This is a genomic window from Salmonella sp. 32120201201600049SM, from assembly GCF_017572835.1.
Lineage (GTDB): Bacteria > Pseudomonadota > Gammaproteobacteria > Enterobacterales > Enterobacteriaceae > Salmonella > Salmonella enterica.
This window is the reverse complement of sequence record NZ_JAGESA010000003.1, coordinates 1-17,566: the sequence shown is the minus strand read 5'-3', so window position 1 is coordinate 17,566 and position 17,566 is coordinate 1. Positions and strand designations below refer to the sequence as shown.

General features: G+C 52.6%; 17 protein-coding genes and 2 rRNA genes. 9 read left to right on the top strand and 10 right to left on the bottom strand.

Annotation, left to right across the window (positions count from 1 at the left end; genetic code table 11):
• Positions 1-4: 4 nt before the first annotated feature.
• Both rpoE and rseD read right to left on the bottom strand, forming a co-directional pair.
• Entirely contained in the window at positions 5-580 is a 576-nt protein-coding gene (gene rpoE, locus J4650_RS08570; RefSeq protein ID WP_000003307.1) for an RNA polymerase sigma factor RpoE, read from the bottom strand.
• Positions 577-741, bottom strand: coding sequence for a rpoE leader peptide RseD (gene rseD / locus J4650_RS08565; RefSeq protein ID WP_014344135.1), 165 nt, complete (start codon positions 739-741; stop codon positions 577-579). The genes rpoE and rseD overlap by 4 nt, the downstream gene beginning before the upstream one ends.
• A gap of 263 nt (positions 742-1,004) precedes the next feature.
• On the opposite strand from rseD, the gene nadB reads away from it, so the two are divergent.
• Complete coding sequence (gene nadB / locus J4650_RS08560) at positions 1,005-2,627, top strand: L-aspartate oxidase (protein ID WP_023993583.1); 1,623 nt, start codon at positions 1,005-1,007, stop codon at positions 2,625-2,627.
• Here nadB and trmN read toward each other — a convergent pair.
• Positions 2,612-3,349, bottom strand: coding sequence for a tRNA(1)(Val) (adenine(37)-N(6))-methyltransferase TrmN (gene trmN, locus J4650_RS08555; protein ID WP_023993582.1), 738 nt, complete (start codon positions 3,347-3,349; stop codon positions 2,612-2,614). The two genes, nadB and trmN, sit on opposite strands and share 16 nt — an antisense overlap.
• 130 nt (positions 3,350-3,479) lie before the next feature.
• On the opposite strand from trmN, the gene srmB reads away from it, so the two are divergent.
• The gene (srmB, locus tag J4650_RS08550) at positions 3,480-4,814 is read left to right on the top strand and encodes an ATP-dependent RNA helicase SrmB (protein ID WP_000219174.1); all 1,335 of its coding nucleotides are present in this window, start codon (positions 3,480-3,482) and stop codon (positions 4,812-4,814) included.
• Positions 4,815-4,831: 17 nt separating this feature from the next.
• On the opposite strand, the gene J4650_RS08545 is transcribed toward srmB, so the two are convergent.
• The gene (locus J4650_RS08545; RefSeq protein WP_001728952.1) at positions 4,832-5,731 is read right to left on the bottom strand and encodes a LysR family transcriptional regulator; all 900 of its coding nucleotides are present in this window, start codon (positions 5,729-5,731) and stop codon (positions 4,832-4,834) included.
• Between the two features lie 102 nt (positions 5,732-5,833).
• Here J4650_RS08545 and eamB point away from each other — a divergent pair, with 102 nt between their 5' ends.
• A complete protein-coding gene (eamB, locus tag J4650_RS08540) occupies positions 5,834-6,421 on the top strand; it encodes a cysteine/O-acetylserine transporter (RefSeq protein ID WP_000188414.1) in 588 nt (195 codons plus the stop codon).
• Positions 6,422-6,482: 61 nt separating this feature from the next.
• Here eamB and grcA read toward each other — a convergent pair whose 3' ends face one another.
• A complete protein-coding gene (gene grcA, locus J4650_RS08535) occupies positions 6,483-6,866 on the bottom strand; it encodes an autonomous glycyl radical cofactor GrcA (RefSeq protein ID WP_000627811.1) in 384 nt (127 codons plus the stop codon).
• Positions 6,867-7,184: 318 nt separating this feature from the next.
• Between grcA and ung the strand changes: the two genes are divergently transcribed.
• Positions 7,185-7,874, top strand: coding sequence for a uracil-DNA glycosylase (gene ung, locus J4650_RS08530; protein WP_000179978.1), 690 nt, complete (start codon positions 7,185-7,187; stop codon positions 7,872-7,874).
• A gap of 115 nt (positions 7,875-7,989) precedes the next feature.
• Here ung and J4650_RS08525 read toward each other — a convergent pair whose 3' ends face one another.
• Entirely contained in the window at positions 7,990-9,027 is a 1,038-nt protein-coding gene (locus tag J4650_RS08525) for a tRNA/rRNA methyltransferase (RefSeq protein ID WP_023237211.1), read from the bottom strand.
• A 203-nt stretch (positions 9,028-9,230) separates the two neighbouring features.
• On the opposite strand from J4650_RS08525, the gene trxC reads away from it, so the two are divergent.
• From trxC to J4650_RS08500, 5 genes are all read left to right on the top strand, one after another.
• The gene (gene trxC / locus J4650_RS08520; protein ID WP_001098732.1) at positions 9,231-9,650 is read left to right on the top strand and encodes a thioredoxin TrxC; all 420 of its coding nucleotides are present in this window, start codon (positions 9,231-9,233) and stop codon (positions 9,648-9,650) included.
• 72 nt (positions 9,651-9,722) lie between these two features.
• Positions 9,723-10,403 carry a tRNA-uridine aminocarboxypropyltransferase gene (gene tapT / locus J4650_RS08515; RefSeq protein ID WP_000183642.1) on the top strand — a complete coding sequence of 227 codons (681 nt, stop codon included), beginning with the start codon at positions 9,723-9,725 and terminating at the stop codon, positions 10,401-10,403.
• Between the two features lie 53 nt (positions 10,404-10,456).
• Positions 10,457-13,117, top strand: a complete 2,661-nt coding sequence (gene pat / locus J4650_RS08510; RefSeq protein WP_000082637.1) for a protein lysine acetyltransferase — start codon at positions 10,457-10,459, stop codon at positions 13,115-13,117.
• Between the two features lie 114 nt (positions 13,118-13,231).
• Positions 13,232-14,587, top strand: coding sequence for a CDP-diacylglycerol--serine O-phosphatidyltransferase (gene pssA / locus J4650_RS08505; protein ID WP_000949286.1), 1,356 nt, complete (start codon positions 13,232-13,234; stop codon positions 14,585-14,587).
• A 44-nt stretch (positions 14,588-14,631) separates the two neighbouring features.
• Positions 14,632-14,955 carry a YfiM family lipoprotein gene (locus tag J4650_RS08500; RefSeq protein ID WP_001264473.1) on the top strand — a complete coding sequence of 108 codons (324 nt, stop codon included), beginning with the start codon at positions 14,632-14,634 and terminating at the stop codon, positions 14,953-14,955.
• Here the strand turns inward: J4650_RS08500 and J4650_RS08495 are convergent.
• The 4 genes from J4650_RS08495 to J4650_RS08480 all read right to left on the bottom strand — a co-directional run.
• Positions 14,952-16,253, bottom strand: a complete 1,302-nt coding sequence (locus tag J4650_RS08495; protein WP_000807818.1) for an MFS transporter — start codon at positions 16,251-16,253, stop codon at positions 14,952-14,954. The two genes, J4650_RS08500 and J4650_RS08495, sit on opposite strands and share 4 nt — an antisense overlap.
• 103 nt (positions 16,254-16,356) lie before the next feature.
• Positions 16,357-16,812, bottom strand: coding sequence for a DUF4385 domain-containing protein (locus J4650_RS08490; protein WP_000985653.1), 456 nt, complete (start codon positions 16,810-16,812; stop codon positions 16,357-16,359).
• Positions 16,813-17,020: 208 nt separating this feature from the next.
• Positions 17,021-17,136: ribosomal RNA gene (rrf, locus tag J4650_RS08485) — 5S ribosomal RNA — on the bottom strand.
• A 196-nt stretch (positions 17,137-17,332) separates the two neighbouring features.
• Positions 17,333-17,566, bottom strand: a 23S ribosomal RNA gene (locus tag J4650_RS08480); the annotation flags it as partial.

Sequence of the window (17,566 nt, the reverse complement as noted above, 5' to 3'; positions counted from 1 at the left end):
ATCGTCAACGCCTGATAAGCGGTTGAACTTTATTATCAATAGCTTCCCGCGCCCGGAAGATACGTGAACGCACCGTCCCCACCGGACAATCCATGATAGCCGCTATCTCTTCATAGCTCAGGCCATCCAGCTCCCGTAAGGTGATTGCCATACGTAAATCTTCCGGGAGGGACTCAATAGTTCGGAAAACTATCTGTCTCAGTTCTTCTGACAACATTAAGTTCTCAGGGTTCGAAATTTCTTTCAGCGCGCCGCCGCTTTCAAAGTTTTCTGCTTCAATCGCGTCTACATCACTGGAAGGCGGACGACGCCCCTGCGCAACCAGGTAGTTCTTCGCGGTATTGACCGCAATACGATACAACCAGGTATAAAAAGCACTATCCCCCCGGAAAGAATCCAGCGCGCGATAGGCCTTAATAAATGATTCCTGTACGACATCGGGAACGTCGCCCGATGGCACATAGCGGGAAACCAGACTCGCCACTTTATGCTGGTAGCGCACTACCAGTAAGTTAAAGGCTTTCTGATCTCCCTTCTGGACCCGTTCAACCAGGACCTGGTCCGTTAACTGCTCGCTCATCCGAGGTAATGTCTCCCCAAACCAAATTTCCACGCGCTTTCGAAACGCCACTCCATAAGCCGCACTATGAGCAAGCAACAGGTTAGAGTGTCTATGTTTCGTAAAGTTCCGTTACGCATTTGTTTTTGTTTGTCATGTTGTAGACAGGTCTTATCTTCCATTATAAGTCTACAGATGCTGAACAACGCACTATCTGTACAGAAATGCCCATTTCGTCGTTTGCAGAGTAACCTAACAGCATCTTTATTTCACTACAAAATCCGACGCTAACACCCTGCCCTATAAAATATTTTTTGCCGTTTATCTCTCGCCGTATTTTTATTTTATGTTTAATAAGCACAACACCAGCGAAATCATTACGTGCTTTTTAGCGCCATATAGTGCTAATCTGCCGCAACCATGTTTAGTAAATTAAACAAGAACCATGATGACAACTCCTGAACTGTCCTGTGATGTGTTAATTATCGGCAGCGGCGCGGCCGGACTCTCGCTGGCGCTGCGTCTGGCTGAAAAACATAAGGTTATCGTCCTGAGTAAAGGGCCGGTGAGCGAGGGCTCCACGTTTTATGCGCAGGGCGGTATTGCCGCCGTGTTTGATGAAACCGACAGTATTGCGTCGCATGTCGAAGATACGCTGATTGCCGGCGCCGGAATTTGTGATCGCCACGCGGTGGAGTTTGTCGCCAGCAACGCCCGTATCTGCGTGCAGTGGCTTATCGATCAGGGCGTGCTGTTTGATACGCATGTCCAGCCAAACGGCAAGGAGAGCTATCATCTCACGCGTGAAGGCGGCCATAGTCATCGCCGTATCCTTCATGCCGCCGACGCTACCGGAAAGGAAGTCGAAACCACATTGGTCAGTCGGGCGCAAAATCATCCTAATATTCAGGTGCTGGAGCGCAGCAACGCCGTTGATTTAATTATCTCCGATAAAATGGGTCTGCCGGGGCCTCGCCGGGTCGTCGGCGCCTGGATCTGGAATCGCAATAAAGAATGGGTTGAAACCTGTCATGCGAAGTCGGTGGTGCTGGCGACCGGCGGCGCCTCAAAGGTTTATCAATATACCACTAACCCGGATATTTCCTCCGGCGACGGTATCGCGATGGCCTGGCGCGCAGGCTGTCGGGTCGCTAATCTGGAATTTAACCAGTTTCATCCCACCGCCCTTTATCACCCGCAGGCGCGTAATTTTCTCCTTACCGAAGCGCTGCGCGGCGAAGGCGCATACCTTAAACGTCCGGACGGTTCACGGTTTATGCCGGACGTTGACGAACGCGGGGAACTGGCGCCGCGCGATATTGTCGCCCGCGCTATTGACCATGAGATGAAACGACTCGGCGCAGACTGTATGTTTCTCGATATCAGCCACAAGCCTGACGATTTTGTCCGCCAGCACTTCCCGATGATCTATGCGAAACTGCTCGATTTGGGGATGGATTTAACCAAAGAACCGATTCCCGTTGTTCCTGCCGCGCACTATACCTGCGGCGGCGTGGTCGTCGATGATTATGGTCGTACCGATGTAGACGGCTTATATGCCATTGGCGAAGTCAGTTACACCGGCCTGCACGGCGCTAACCGTATGGCGTCCAACTCGTTGCTGGAATGCTTAGTGTACGGCTGGTCCGCAGCAATGGATATCGACAGGCGAATGCCTTCTGTCCACAGCGTTGACGCCCTTCCCGCCTGGGATGAAAGCCGCGTGGAGAACGCCGATGAGCGGGTGGTGATTCAGCATAACTGGCACGAACTGCGCCTGCTGATGTGGGACTATGTGGGCATTGTGCGCACGACGAAACGGCTGGAGCGCGCCCTACGGCGTATTACCATGTTGCAACAAGAGATTGACGAATATTACGCCAACTTTCGCGTCTCGAATAATTTACTGGAGCTGCGCAATCTGGTGCAAGTGGCCGAACTGATTGTGCGTTGCGCGATGATGCGTAAAGAGAGCCGGGGGCTGCACTTTACGCTGGATTATCCGCAACAACTGGCTGAATCAGGCCCATCGATCCTTTCGCCGTTAACGCCTCACATAAACAGATAAAATGCCTGGGTCAGCGCCGTATAACTTTCAGAATAATGCTGGTCTGACCCGCGAATTACTAATCTGTCGCTAAAGCACTCCCCGGCTTGTGGGGAGAATGCGAGCAAAATCCGGTGCGGCAAGCGCGCTTCGTTTTCCGCAACGTCAGTACGTAGCCGCAAATGCCATCCCATGTTGAGCGCTTGCTGCGTAAAAGCGTTACCTATTTGTTCCGGCAAGACTACGCAAAAAAAGCCATCTTCGGTAATACAATCCGCCGCAATAGCCAATAACGTCTGGTGATCCAGCGTAGCGGTGTAACGCGCCTGCTCCCGCTGCGGCGTGGCGCATTCCACACCGGGTTCGTAATAAGGCGGGTTGCTGATAATAAGATCAAAGCGTACCGTCTGGCGAGGCGCCCAACTCTGAATATCGTCAGTATGCACCGTTATTCGATGCGGCCAGGGAGAGTGAGCCACGTTTTCCTGCGCTTGCATGGCAGCCCCGGCATCCAGTTCCACGGCGTCAATAGGCACATTGTCATCCGTCCGCTGCGCCAGCATTAACGCCAGCAGACCGCTTCCAGTACCGATATCCAGAATTCGCTTTACATCCGCGACCGGCGCCCACGCCCCGAGTAAAATACCGTCAGTTCCCACTTTCATCGCACACCGATCGTGTGCGACAAAAAACTGTTTAAACGTAAATCCGTTACGACGAAGAACGGAGCCAGACTGAGACATGTAAAAACAACCTTGCAAAAAAACGGCGACAGCGCCGGGTGAAAACAATACCTGAGAAGGGATATCCATACAAACAGATGAAGATTGCGGCCGTAACGTCTATAATCAGCGCCCCACACAGAGGTAGAACATGACTGTAACGACTTTTTCCGAACTTGAACTCGACGAAAGCCTGCTGGATGCCCTCCAGGATAAAGGTTTCACTCGCCCGACCGCCATTCAGGCTGCCGCCATTCCGCCTGCGCTCGATGGCCGTGATGTACTCGGTTCTGCGCCGACAGGCACCGGTAAAACGGCGGCATATCTGCTGCCGGCGTTGCAGCACCTGCTCGACTTTCCGCGTAAAAAATCGGGGCCGCCGCGCATTCTGATCCTGACGCCAACCCGCGAACTGGCAATGCAGGTTGCCGATCACGCTCGTGAACTGGCTAAGCATACTCATCTGGATATCGCCACGATTACCGGCGGCGTGGCCTATATGAACCATGCTGAAGTGTTTAGCGAAAACCAGGATATCGTGGTCGCCACGACGGGCCGTCTGCTGCAATATATAAAAGAAGAGAACTTTGACTGCCGGGCGGTTGAAACACTGATCCTTGACGAAGCTGACCGGATGCTCGACATGGGCTTCGCTCAGGACATTGAACATATCGCTGGTGAGACCCGCTGGCGTAAACAGACGATGCTGTTCTCCGCCACGCTGGAAGGCGATGCGATTAAAGATTTTGCCGAGCGCCTGCTGGAAGACCCGGTTGAGGTTTCCGCCAATCCGTCAACCCGCGAGCGCAAGAAAATTCACCAGTGGTACTACCGTGCCGACAATTTCGAACATAAAGTTGCGCTGTTGAAGCACCTGCTAAAACAAGACGATGCAACCCGTTCTATCGTGTTTGTACGTAAACGTGAACGCGTCCATGAACTGGCTGAAACGCTGCGTCTGGCAGGGATCAACAATTGCTATCTTGAAGGCGAGATGGCGCAGATCAAACGTAACGAAGGTATTAAGCGTCTCACCGACGGTCGCGTTAACGTGCTGGTCGCGACCGACGTCGCGGCACGCGGGATTGATATTCCTGACGTCAGCCACGTCATTAACTTCGACATGCCGCGCAGTGGCGATACCTATCTGCATCGCATTGGTCGTACAGGCCGTGCTGGCCGCAAAGGCACTGCAATCTCGCTGGTAGAAGCCCACGACCATCTGTTGCTGCTGAAAATCGGTCGCTACATCGAAGAGCCGCTAAAAGCGCGCGTCATTGATGAGCTTCGCCCGACCACGCGTGCGCCCAGCGAAAAGCTGACCGGCAAACCGTCGAAAAAAGTGCTGGCGAAACGCGCCGAGAAGAAAAAAGAGAAAGAAAAAGAGAAGCCGCGCGTGAAGAAACGTCACCGCGATACAAAAAATATCGGTAAGCGCCGCAAGCCAAGCGGTACGAAAATGCAGGAGCAATCCAGCGAAGAGTGATGATAATGCCGGGTTCGTTAACCCGGCATTTTTTTATCTTCCACGGTAAAACACGCCTCCATACACTGCATAAATATCTGCATTGCCGGGCTGACCGCTTTCCCGGCATGATGGGCGCACAGCGCCATGATCGATAGCGACGGCGCGCCAAACGGCAGCTCTTTCAACTGACCGGTGCTAAGTTCTCGTTCAACGGCAAATCGCGGTAAAAAGCTGATGCCCAGGTTAGCAGCCACACACTGTTTAATGCTTTCAATACTCCACAGTTCAATGGTGTTTTCCAGCGTAATCCGCCTCTGCCGTAGCGTACTTTCAAATAGCTGGCGGAAGACACATTGCGGTTCATTGATGATGAAGCTGCAGGGGATATGCTGATCTGGCTGCGTAAAATCAGCATCCTGTAGCAGTGGAGAGGCCACCAGCGCCAGCGACTGCTCCCCCAGTTGCTGCATCGTGAGCGCGTCATCATTACCTACGCGATAAAAAACGCCCAAATCGACCTCGTCATTCAGCAACGCATCACGTATCACATAGCAATTCAGCGACTGTAGCGACAATTTGACATTCGGCGCTCGCAGCTTAAAACGTTGTAAAACCTGCGGCATTTTGTACGCCAGTAAGGTTTCACCTGTCGCCACGCGCAGCTCTCCGCCGGGTTCCGCATCCTGCCTTGCGGCTTCACGAATCAACTCCATCACACGCGTCAGTTCATGGATATGCGGCATCAGCTTTTTCCCCTCATTGGTCAGGCACATTCGGCGCCCTATTTTCTCGAACAGTTGCAGGGAAAACTCACGTTCAAGCTGTTGAATATGAAAAGTTACCGTCGACTGAGTACAGCACAGCTTTTGCGAAGCCCGCAGAAACGAGCCCTCTTCCACTACCGTTTTCAGCGTAATAAACCGACGCAGATCCATAACCACCAACCTATCGAAAATCTCGAATTCAGAATTAAAAAACATTCATTTTTTTAAATATTTCATATCGGGTACTGTCTGCTAAAACAGAGGAGATGACAAGTGACACCGATGCTTTTAAGCGCTTTCTGGACTTATACATTAATCACCGCCCTTACCCCCGGCCCTAACAATATTCTCGCGCTTAGCGCAGCAACTGCACATGGTTTTCGGCAGAGTATTCGTGTACTGGCAGGTATGAGTCTGGGATTTTTGGTCGTTATGCTGCTGTGCGCCGGGATCGCGTTTTCCCTTGCGGTTATCGATCCGGCAATCATTCATTTACTCAGTTGGGTGGGGGCTGCGTATATCCTGTGGCTGGCGTGGAAAATTGCCACCAGTCCAGCGGCGGATGAGAACGCCAGACCAAAACCGGTTGGCTTTTGGGTAAGCTTTGGCCTGCAGTTTGTGAACGTCAAAATTATTCTTTACGGCATTACCGCTCTGTCTACATTTGTTTTACCGCAAACGCAGGCGCTGAACTGGGTCATCGGCGTCAGTATATTGCTGGCATTGATCGGCACGTTCGGTAATGTGTGTTGGGCGCTGGCGGGACATCTGTTTCAGCGGGCGTTTCGCCATTATGGTCGCCAGTTAAATATCATTCTGGCGTTACTGCTGGTGTACTGCGCGGTGCGGATTTTTTACTGACCCAAATAAAACAAAAGCGGAAAAGGCCCGGCCTCTTCCGCTTGTTATTACCGGATAAGCCTTACAGGCTTTCGGTAAAGGTACGAGCGATAACGTCGCGCTGCTGTTCCGGCGTCAGGGAGTTAAAACGCACCGCATAACCAGAAACACGAATAGTCAGCTGCGGGTATTTTTCCGGATGCTTAACCGCATCTTCCAGTGTTTCACGACGCAGAACGTTAACGTTCAGATGCTGACCGCCTTCAACGCGTACTTCCGGTTTAACTTCCATCGGAATTTCACGGTATTCAATCTCGCCCAGTTTGCTGACAGCCACAACTTCATCTTCAGCAAAGCCGGATTTTGCAACGATGCAGCGCGCTTCGCCTTTTTCGCTGTCCAGCAGCCAGAAGGAATTCAGCAGGTCGTCGTTAGCGGCTTTAGTAATCTGGATACCTGTAATCATGTGATGCCTCCCCAGGCAAAATTATTTGATTTCGGTCGGCCTAATCCCGGCCAATTGGTAAAACCATTGTTGCTTGAGTGTATATATACCCTTCGATCACCCTTCATTCTTTGATTTAAATCAATAAAAACCACACCACAAAAAGGGTGATGAAGGGGATTTATTGTTTTACATCAACTTACACCATTCAGACCTATAAACTTTTTACATAAATTTTCAACTATCTTTTGTAGGTAACCGTTTTTGTAGCACGCAGGATTTTGCACTGCAGAAAGAAGCAGTTAAGCTAAGGGAACTGGAAATTCGCAGGAGAGCGAGATGGCGACTGAGTTAACCTGGCACGATGTGCTGGCTGATGAGAAACAGCAACCTTACTTTATCAATACGCTTCACACTGTTGCTGGCGAGCGTCAGTCGGGTATCACGGTCTACCCGCCGCAAAAAGATGTGTTTAACGCCTTTCGCTTTACGGAACTGGGCGACGTTAAGGTGGTGATCCTGGGACAAGATCCTTACCACGGCCCCGGCCAGGCACATGGTCTGGCGTTTTCCGTGCGTCCTGGGATCGCTCCCCCGCCGTCATTAGTGAATATGTACAAAGAGCTGGAAGCCTCCATTCCCGGCTTTGTTCGCCCCGCGCACGGTTATCTGGAAAGCTGGGCGCGCCAGGGCGTACTGTTACTGAATACGGTGCTCACGGTACGGGCAGGCCAGGCGCACTCTCATGCCAGCCTGGGGTGGGAAACCTTTACGGATAAAGTGATAAGCCTGATTAACCAACACCGCGAAGGGGTCGTCTTCCTGCTGTGGGGCTCGCACGCCCAGAAGAAAGGCGCGATTATTGATCCACAGCGCCACCATATTCTGAAAGCCCCGCATCCCTCGCCACTCTCTGCGCACCGTGGATTTTTTGGCTGTAACCATTTTGCGCTAACGAACCAATGGCTGGAACAACACGGCGAGAAAACTATCGACTGGACGCCAGTATTACCGGCTGAGAGTGAATAACGTTGGCGGCTCGCCGTTTTATCGCCCGGATAACGGCGCGAAAGCGCCTTGTCTGACCGGGCGGCAGGAAGTACATCATTGGCCCGGCGCGCGTTGCGTCACCGGGCTGCAGCCCTTACGCTTTATTCTGTCGCCACCACTCGGCGAGCAGCACGCCTGTCGCAACCGACACATTCAGGCTTTCCACGTTCCCGGTGCCGTTAATTTTCACGCACAGATCGTCGGGTTCGCGCGCCGCTTCCGGCAGGTAGTCATATTCACGGCCTAAGACCAGCACCATCTTTTCCGGCAGGGTCGTACTAAAGAGCGCCTGACCGCGATCGCTGGACGTCGTCACCACGGTGTACCCCGCCTGACGAAAATCATCCAGTACGTCAACAATGCTTTCACCAGTGATTGGCTGGACATGCTCCGCCCCGCCTTCCGCGGTACGAATCGCCGCGCCGGACTCCAGCAACGCCGCATCCTGTACCACCACGCCTTTCACGCCGAAGTGCGCGCAGCTACGCATCATGCCGCCCAGATTATGCGGGTTAGCGACATCTTCCAACGCCAGCACGCAGTCTTGATCCGACGCCTGCTTTACCCATTGCTTAACGGTCGTACCGTTACGCTTTTTAATCAGGAAACACACGCCACCGTGGTGCTCAGTCCCGGAAGCTTTTGCCAGTTCGGCTTCATCCACCACATGGTAGGCTTTACGATTCGCCGCCATCCAGCGCAGTGCTTCTTTAAAGCGCGGGGTCACGCTTTGGATAAACCAGGCGCGAACGATAGCATCCGGGCGGCTCTGAAATAACGCCTGACAGGCATTTTCGCCGTAGACGCGCGTCTCTTCCGCACGCTGGCGACGCAAAACTTCAGGGTCGATAAAACTTTTACCGCTAATACCACCATGATCGACTTTCTCAGGCGTTTCATCGCCTGGCGCGCGGGACACGGTGCGCCACGGCGAAGTTTCATGTTTACGGTCACGGCTCTGATTATTTCGCTCATCACGGGCGGGGCGACGTCCACCGTCAGTGCGAGACTTTGCTGGGCGGCCTCCCCCTTTCCCGGTACGCGGGTTATGGGTGCGTTTATCAGAGTCATCATCACTACGGACATACATCACTTTGACTTTGCCGCTTTTGTTTTTTAATTCATCGTTCATGCTTTTCTCCACCAGCGCTGCGCGAAGCGCGAAGATTACCCGATGTGCATCCGGTTAGCCATGATTTCGTTTAAAAGCTTGCGACTATTGTACTCATTGAATAAAACACATTGTTGTTTAGCACAGACTCCTCGATAATATGTAACATTATAGAAACATCCCGCGCGTAGCGGGACGTCTTCCGACGTATTCAGAGGTTAGCTATGAACACCGTTTGTACCCATTGTCAGGCCATTAACCGCATCCCCGACGATCGGCTTCAGGACGCGGCAAAATGTGGACGCTGCGGTCATGAGTTGTTTGACGGAGAAGTCATTAATGCGACCGGCGAAACGCTGGACAAACTGTTGAAGGACGATCTTCCAGTGGTGATCGACTTCTGGGCCCCCTGGTGCGGCCCTTGCCGTAACTTTGCGCCAATCTTCGAGGATGTCGCAGAAGAGCGCAGCGGTAAAGTCCGTTTCGTCAAAGTGAATACCGAGGCGGAACGGGAACTCAGCGCCCGTTTCGGTATCCGCAGCATCCCGACGATTATGATTTTTAAACATGGACAAGTGGTCGATATGCTTAATGGCGCAGTGCCTAAAGCGCCTTTCGACAGCTGGCTGAACGAAGCGCTGTAAACGCCACGGGGCGCATCTTGTGCCCCGTTTTCACCTCTGCCACAATAGCGTTTTTCTCCGCAAACGCTTTCTATGACCAATAACGCTGTCCTTCAGTTACGCGCCGAACGGCTTGCGCGCGCTACTCGCCCTTTTCTTGCCAGAGGCAATCGGGTTCGCCGCTGTCAACGCTGCCTGCTGCCGCTAAAATCTTGCCTGTGTGATACGTTAACGCCTTCTCAGGCGAAAAGCCGTTTTTGTCTGGTCATGTTTGACACTGAACCGATGAAACCCAGCAATACCGGCCGGCTGATAGCCGATATTTTGCCGGATACCGCGGCGTTTCAGTGGTCGCGTACCGAGCCGCCGCAGGCGTTGCTGGAGCTGGTACAGCATCCGGATTATCAGCCGATAGTGGTCTTTCCTGCGTCCTACGCCGGCGAAGCGCGCGAGGTCATTTCCACCCCGCCCGCCGGGAAACCGCCGCTGTTTATCATGCTGGACGGCACCTGGCCCGAAGCACGTAAAATGTTTCGTAAAAGCCCTTATCTGGATCATCTGCCGGTCATTTCCGTCGATTTATCGCGTCTTTCAGCTTATCGTCTGCGTGAAATCCATGCCGAAGGGCAATATTGTACCGCCGAAGTCGCCATAGCGTTGTTAGATCTGGCGGGAGATACCGAGGCGGCAACCAGTTTAGGTGAACATTTCACCCGTTTTAAAACGCGCTATCTGGCAGGAAAAACGCAACATCCGGGAAACGTCACAGCATAAAATAGCGAAAGCGTTTAAAATTATCCGGTCACTTCTGTGTAAGGGAAACCGGTATGAGCCAGCAAGGACTGGAAGCGCTACTGCGGCCAAAATCGATCGCGGTGATTGGCGCATCAATGAAGCCCCACCGCGCGGGTTACCTGATGATGCGTAACTTGTTGGCGGGCGGATTCAATGGCCCCGTCCTTCCCGTGACGCCCGCCTGGAAAGCCGTTTTAGGCGTCATGGCCTGGCCGGATATCGCCAGTCTCCCTTTCACCCCCGATCTGGCTATTTTATGCACTAACGCCAGCCGTAACCTGGCGTTACTGGACGCGCTTGGCGCGAAAGGGTGTAAAACGTGCATTATCCTTTCTGCTCCCACGTCGCAACATGAAGAACTTCTTGCCTGTGCCCGGCATTATAAAATGCGTCTGCTGGGTCCAAACAGTCTTGGGCTCCTCGCGCCGTGGCAAGGGCTGAATGCCAGCTTTTCTCCCGTCCCGATTAAACAGGGCAAGCTCGCTTTTATTTCCCAGTCTGCCGCAGTTTCCAATACTATTCTTGACTGGGCGCAACAGCGTGAAATGGGCTTTTCCTACTTTATCGCGCTGGGCGATAGCCTGGATATTGATGTCGATGAACTACTGGACTATCTGGCGCGCGATAGCAAGACCAGCGCGATTTTGCTCTATCTGGAACAGTTAAGCGACGCCCGCCGTTTTGTTTCCGCCGCCCGTAGCGCTTCACGTAACAAACCGATTCTGGTGATTAAAAGCGGCCGAAGCCCGGCAGCCCAGCGTTTACTTAATACCAGCGCGGGAATGGACCCTGCGTGGGATGCAGCCATCCAGCGCGCAGGCCTGCTGCGAGTCCAGGATACGCACGAGCTTTTTTCCGCCGTCGAAACACTTAGCCATATGCGTCCTCTACGCGGCGACAGACTGATGATCATCAGCAATGGCGCCGCGCCTGCCGCGCTGGCGTTAGATGAGTTGTGGTCGCGTAACGGCAAGCTGGCGACGTTGAGCGAAGAGACCTGCCTGCAACTACGGCAGGCGCTTCCCGCGCACATAGATATTGCCAATCCGCTGGATCTGTGTGATGACGCCAGCAGCGAACATTACATCAAAACGCTGGATATCCTGCTCGCCAGTCAGGATTTTGACGCGCTTATGGTTATCCACTCTCCCAGCGCTGCCGCGCCGGGTACGGAAAGCGCCCATGCTCTGATCGAGACGATTAAGCGCCACCCCAGAGGCAAGTTTGTTACGCTGCTGACAAACTGGTGCGGCGAGTTCTCGTCTCAGGAAGCAAGACGGCTATTCAGCGAAGCCGGGTTACCAACCTACCGCACGCCGGAAGGCACGATTACCGCGTTTATGCATATGGTGGAATACCGGCGTAACCAGAAGCAACTGCGAGAAACGCCAGCGTTGCCGAGTAACCTGACGTCCAATACCGCTGAGGCGCATAATCTGTTACAGCGGGCGATTGCGGAAGGTGCCACCTCACTGGATACCCATGAAGTACAGCCGATTTTACACGCCTATGGGCTGCACACGCTCCCAACCTGGATTGCCAGCGACAGCGCTGAAGCGGTGCATATCGCCGAACAGATAGGCTATCCGGTAGCTCTCAAGCTGCGCTCGCCCGACATTCCGCATAAATCTGAAGTTCAGGGGGTCATGCTTTACCTGCGGACCGCAAGCGAGGTACAACAGGCCGCGAACGCCATTTTCGATCGTGTAAAGATGGCCTGGCCGCAGGCGCGGATTCACGGTTTGCTGGTACAAAGCATGGCTAACCGCGCCGGCGCGCAGGAGCTTCGTGTGGTGGTCGAGCACGATCCGGTGTTTGGTCCTTTGATTATGTTGGGTGAAGGCGGCGTAGAGTGGCGTCCGGAAGAGCAGGCGGTCGTCGCGCTGCCGCCGCTCAACATGAATCTGGCGCGCTATCTGGTGATTCAGGGCATTAAACAGCGGAAAATTCGCGCCCGTAGCGCGCTGCGTCCGCTGGATATTGTCGGTTTAAGCCAATTGCTGGTCCAGGTTTCAAACCTGATTGTCGACTGCCCGGAAATTCAGCGTCTGGATATCCATCCGCTGCTGGCTTCCGCCAGTGAGTTTACCGCGCTGGATGTGACGCTGGATATTGCCCCGTTTGATGGCGATAACGAAAGTCGACTTGCGGTACGCCCCTATCCCCACCAGCTTGAAGAGTGGGTGGAGATGAAAAATGGCGATCGCTGCCTGTTCCGTCCTATCCTGCCGGAAGATGAGCCCCAACTGCGACAATTCATCGCACAGGTCACCAAAGAGGATCTTTACTACCGTTATTTCAGCGAGATCAACGAATTCACCCATGAAGATTTAGCCAATATGACGCAGATCGACTACGATCGAGAAATGGCCTTTGTGGCCGTGAGGCGGATGGACAATGCTGAAGAGATCCTCGGCGTAACGCGCGCGATCTCCGATCCTGACAACGTAGATGCCGAATTTGCCGTATTGGTGCGTTCAGATCTCAAAGGGTTGGGTTTAGGACGCCGTTTAATGGAGAAATTGATTGCCTATACTCGCGATCACGGATTGAAGCGGCTGAACGGTATTACGATGCCGAACAATCGCGGCATGGTCGCGCTGGCCAGAAAACTGGGATTTCAGGTCGATATTCAGCTCGACGAGGGCATCGTGGGATTGACGCTGAATCTGGCCAAATGTGATGAATCGTGAGTAATGTACTGGAAATGTTGACCACTTTAACGGGTACTGATGTTATTATTGCTCGCTTATGTCGTCTGCATAGCACAGAGGACCCTTCAATGAACAGAGAAGAAATGCACTGTGATGTTGTCAAAATTTAAGCGTAATAAACATCAACAACACCTTGCCCAACTCCCTAAGATTTCTCAGTCAGTTGATGATGTAGATTTCTTTTATACTCCTGCTACTTTTCGGGAGACACTGCTGGAGAAAATCGCCAGCGCGACGCAGCGTATTTGTATCGTTGCCCTGTATCTGGAACAGGACGATGGGGGTAAAGGTATACTCGACGCGCTCTATGCGGCTAAACGGCAGCGTCCTGAACTGGACGTGAGGGTGCTGGTCGACTGGCATCGCGCGCAACGCGGGCGCATTGGCGCAGCGGCCTCGAATACCAATGCAGACTGGTATTGCCGACTGGCGCAGGAAAACCCCGGCATTGATGTCCCGGTTTACGGCGTACCGATTAATACGCGGGAAGCGCTTGGCGTACTGCATTTTAAAGGCTTTATCATTGATGATAGCGTCCTGTACAGCGGCGCCAGCCTGAACGATGTCTATCTCCATCAGCATGACAAATATCGCTACGATCGCTACCAGCTGATTCGCAATCGGCAAATGGCAGACATCATGTTTGACTGGGTGACGCAAAATCTGATGAATGGCCGTGGTGTGAATCGTCTGGATAATACCCAGCGGCCGAAAAGCCCGGAGATTAAAAACGATATCCGCTTATACCGTCAGGAGCTGCGTGATGCGTCATATCATTTTCAGGGTGACGCTAATGACGAGCAGCTCTCCGTTACGCCGCTGGTCGGGCTTGGAAAATCCAGTCTGCTGAACAAAACCATTTTCCATCTCATGCCCTGTGCGGAGCATAAGCTCACCATTTGTACCCCTTACTTCAATCTACCAGCGGTACTGGTGCGGAATATTATTCAGCTACTGCGCGACGGAAAGAAAGTCGAAATCATTGTTGGCGATAAAACCGCGAATGATTTTTACATTCCGGAAGATGAACCGTTCAAGATCATTGGCGCGCTGCCCTATCTCTATGAGATTAACCTGCGCCGCTTCCTGAGCCGTTTACAGTATTACGTCAATACCGATCAGCTTGTGGTGCGTCTGTGGAAAGATGACGACAATACCTATCATCTGAAAGGGATGTGGGTAGATGATAAATGGATGCTACTCACCGGCAACAACCTGAATCCCCGCGCCTGGCGTCTGGATCTGGAAAACGCCATTTTGATCCACGATCCTAAGCAGGAGCTTGCCCCTCAGCGGGAAAAAGAGCTGGAACTTATCCGAACGCACACAACCATCGTAAAACATTATCGTGACCTGCAGAGCATTGCCGACTATCCGATAAAAGTGCGTAAATTGATTCGCCGTCTGCGCCGGATCCGCATCGACAGATTAATTAGCCGTATCCTGTAATCGAAGCCCCGTCCTGTACGGGGTTTTCTCTTAGGAGTGAACTGGTGCGCGTGTTGATTCCTTTTACGGTGTTGTTTCTCTCCGGGTGCAGCCATCTGGCTAACGACCACTGGAGCGGTCAGGATAAAGCCCAACATTTTATGGCATCAGCGATGCTATCGGCAGCCGGTAATGAGTATGCGCGTCACCAGGGAGTAAGCCCTGACCGCAGCGCAGCGATAGGGCTGATGTTTTCTTTGAGTCTCGGAGCCTCAAAAGAACTCTGGGACAGCCGCCCGGAAGGCAGCGGCTGGAGCTGGAAAGATTTTGTCTGGGATGTCGCTGGCGCGACAACCGGTTACGCTATCTGGCAAATGGCGCGATACTAAAGGCGTAAGCCCTTTCCTTTACGGTGCAACATCAGCGAAACCAGGAAAGCCAGAACGGCCATCGCGGTAACATACCAGAAGAATGAACTCTCCATACCGACAGATTTTAGCGACAGCGCGACATATTCCGCAGAGCCGCCAAATAACGCATTTGCTACCGCGTAAGATAAACCGACGCCCAGGGCGCGAACCTGCGCCGGAAACATCTCCGCTTTCAGGATCCCGCTAATCGAGGTATAGAAACTCACAATCAATAGCGCGCACATCACTAAAGCAAATGCGGCATAAGGCGACGTCACATTCTGCAACGCGGAGAGAATTGGAACGGTGAAAAGCGTCGCAAGCGCGCCAAAACATAGCATAGAAGTGCGCCTGCCAATCTTATCGGATAACGCGCCGAATAACGGCTGCACCAACATGAAAACACACAGCGCGACCGTCATAATGCCGCTGGCGACATTGGCATGCATACCTGCTGTATTTACCAGATATTTCTGCATATAGGTGGTGAAGGTATAAAAGCACAGCGAGCCTGCCGCGGTGAAACCAAGCACCATCAAAAAGGCTTTGCGATTACGCCACAAACCTTTCAACGAACCGGCTTCTTTTAACGCGCGAGTCTCATGCTTCGAGGTTTCATCCAGCTGGCGACGTAGCCATAACGCCACAACCGCCAGCACGGCGCCCAGCGCAAAGGGAATACGCCATCCCCAGGCACGAAGTTCAGCATCTTCCAGAACCTGCTGCAAAATCACAACGACCAGCAATGCCAGTAGTTGGCCACCGATAAGCGTAACGTACTGAAACGAGGCGAAAAATCCCTTACGACCTTCAAGCGCAACTTCACTCATATATGTCGCGCTGGTCCCATACTCTCCCCCTACCGAGAGCCCCTGAAATAACCTTGCAATAAGGAGCAGCGCCGGCGCCCAGGTGCCGATGGTATCGTAACCAGGTAAGCAGGCAATCACCAGCGACCCCATGCACATCATGCACACCGAAATCAACATTGAGGCTTTGCGCCCGCGTCGATCGGCAATGCGTCCAAACAGCCAACCACCGATAGGCCGCATTAAAAAACCGGCGGCAAAGACGCCTGCCGTTTGCAAAAGCTGAGTAGTGGTATTACCAGAAGGAAAGAAGATATGTGCAAAATAGAGCGAGCAGAAAGAGTAGACGTAGAAATCAAACCATTCCACTAAGTTTCCGGAAGAGGCCCCCACGATAGCCCATATGCGTCGCCGCATCTCCGGAGCCTCAGCGTTGTTTTTATCTATACGCTGAATAATTTCTGCCATACTGTTCTCCTTGTTGCCAGGCTTAATCGGCCTTTTATTTTGGAGATTCAGATTACGCGAGACCAAAAAGTAAATAAAGTGTTAATTATTTGTTTGCTAATTTTTATCCCCACCGTGCCTGATGCTGGCGTTTCCGTTTCAGATAGTCTTCGTCCTGACGAATTTTATCCCACCAACCTTTGAAAACCGTTGCCGCCGCGGCCTTAATAGGATCATTACCCCGTGTATTCAGGCTGCCGTCTTCGGCATACTTTTTACCGCCTTTATAGTTAGCGTATCGCCTGGCGCGGGTGTATCCCATCTGAATAAATTTACGCGCCATGTCCATACCAACGAAATCATCCTGCTGCCGGTAAGCTTCGAACAACTGGTAGATTTGCTCTGCGGATTTCATCGCCGATGCTTCATCTTTATAGCGCCAGAAAGGAAGAATTTCGCTTTTGTAGGGTTCAACCAGTAGCACCCCCTGCTCGCCTCGTCCAACCTGATACAATTCAGGCTGCTGGCGGAAATCGATGCTGGAAAAGTCCTGCTGGTAGTTAAAAGGTTTGATAGCCAATGAAAATCCTCACTGCTTATATAAGCACGTGTAAAGGATAGTTCATCGTTAACGATTGGGTGGGTTGTGCTCTTGTCGGTTCTACAAGAACACCAGCTTCGTAGGCGGGATAATTCCTGTAGGCCGGATAAGGCGGAGCCGCCATCCGGCAGAAACAGACAAAAACAAAAGGCCCAGTCTTTCGACTGAGCCTTTTGCTTAATTTGATGCCTGGCAGTTCCCTACTCTCGCATGGGGAGACCCCACACTACCATCGGCGCTACGGCGTTTCACTTCTGAGTTCGGCATGGGGTCAGGTGGGACCACCGCGCTACTGCCGCCAGGCAAATTCTGTTACCGGAAACGAATCTTTTACACCGATGCTGCGTTGGCTGCATTCGCAAAGTCAGTCACATACTTCTGTATGCTCCTTCCTTTCCTTCATTTGCCGCCTTGCCTCAGCGTAAAATCTTTCGTTCCCGAAAATCCGGAATCAGTGCTGAAAATCGTCTCTCAACCGCCAAAACATCTTCGGCGTTGTAAGGTTAAGCCTCACGGTTCATTAGTACCGGTTAGCTCAACGCATCGCTGCGCTTACACACCCGGCCTATCAACGTCGTCGTCTTCAACGTTCCTTCAGGAGACTTAAAGTCTCAGGGAGAACTCATCTCGGGGCAAGTTTCGTGCTTAGATGCTTTCAGCACTTATCTCTTCCGCATTTAGCTACCGGGCAGTGCCATTGGCATGACAACCCGAACACCAGTGATGCGTCCAC

Coding starts and splice junctions, on each gene's coding strand:
- rpoE (WP_000003307.1), bottom strand. CDS start 580: ATGAGCGAGCAGTTAACGGACCAGGTCCTGGTTGAACGGGTCCAGAAG.
- srmB (WP_000219174.1), top strand. CDS start 3,480: ATGACTGTAACGACTTTTTCCGAACTTGAACTCGACGAAAGCCTGCTG.
- grcA (WP_000627811.1), bottom strand. CDS start 6,866: ATGATTACAGGTATCCAGATTACTAAAGCCGCTAACGACGACCTGCTG.
- J4650_RS08525 (WP_023237211.1), bottom strand. CDS start 9,027: ATGAACGATGAATTAAAAAACAAAAGCGGCAAAGTCAAAGTGATGTAT.
- ung (WP_000179978.1), top strand. CDS start 7,185: ATGGCGACTGAGTTAACCTGGCACGATGTGCTGGCTGATGAGAAACAG.
- nadB (WP_023993583.1), top strand. CDS start 1,005: ATGATGACAACTCCTGAACTGTCCTGTGATGTGTTAATTATCGGCAGC.
- tapT (WP_000183642.1), top strand. CDS start 9,723: ATGACCAATAACGCTGTCCTTCAGTTACGCGCCGAACGGCTTGCGCGC.
- pat (WP_000082637.1), top strand. CDS start 10,457: ATGAGCCAGCAAGGACTGGAAGCGCTACTGCGGCCAAAATCGATCGCG.
- J4650_RS08495 (WP_000807818.1), bottom strand. CDS start 16,253: ATGGCAGAAATTATTCAGCGTATAGATAAAAACAACGCTGAGGCTCCG.
- rseD (WP_014344135.1), bottom strand. CDS start 741: ATGGAAGATAAGACCTGTCTACAACATGACAAACAAAAACAAATGCGT.
- trmN (WP_023993582.1), bottom strand. CDS start 3,349: ATGTCTCAGTCTGGCTCCGTTCTTCGTCGTAACGGATTTACGTTTAAA.
- pssA (WP_000949286.1), top strand. CDS start 13,232: ATGTTGTCAAAATTTAAGCGTAATAAACATCAACAACACCTTGCCCAA.
- J4650_RS08545 (WP_001728952.1), bottom strand. CDS start 5,731: ATGGATCTGCGTCGGTTTATTACGCTGAAAACGGTAGTGGAAGAGGGC.
- trxC (WP_001098732.1), top strand. CDS start 9,231: ATGAACACCGTTTGTACCCATTGTCAGGCCATTAACCGCATCCCCGAC.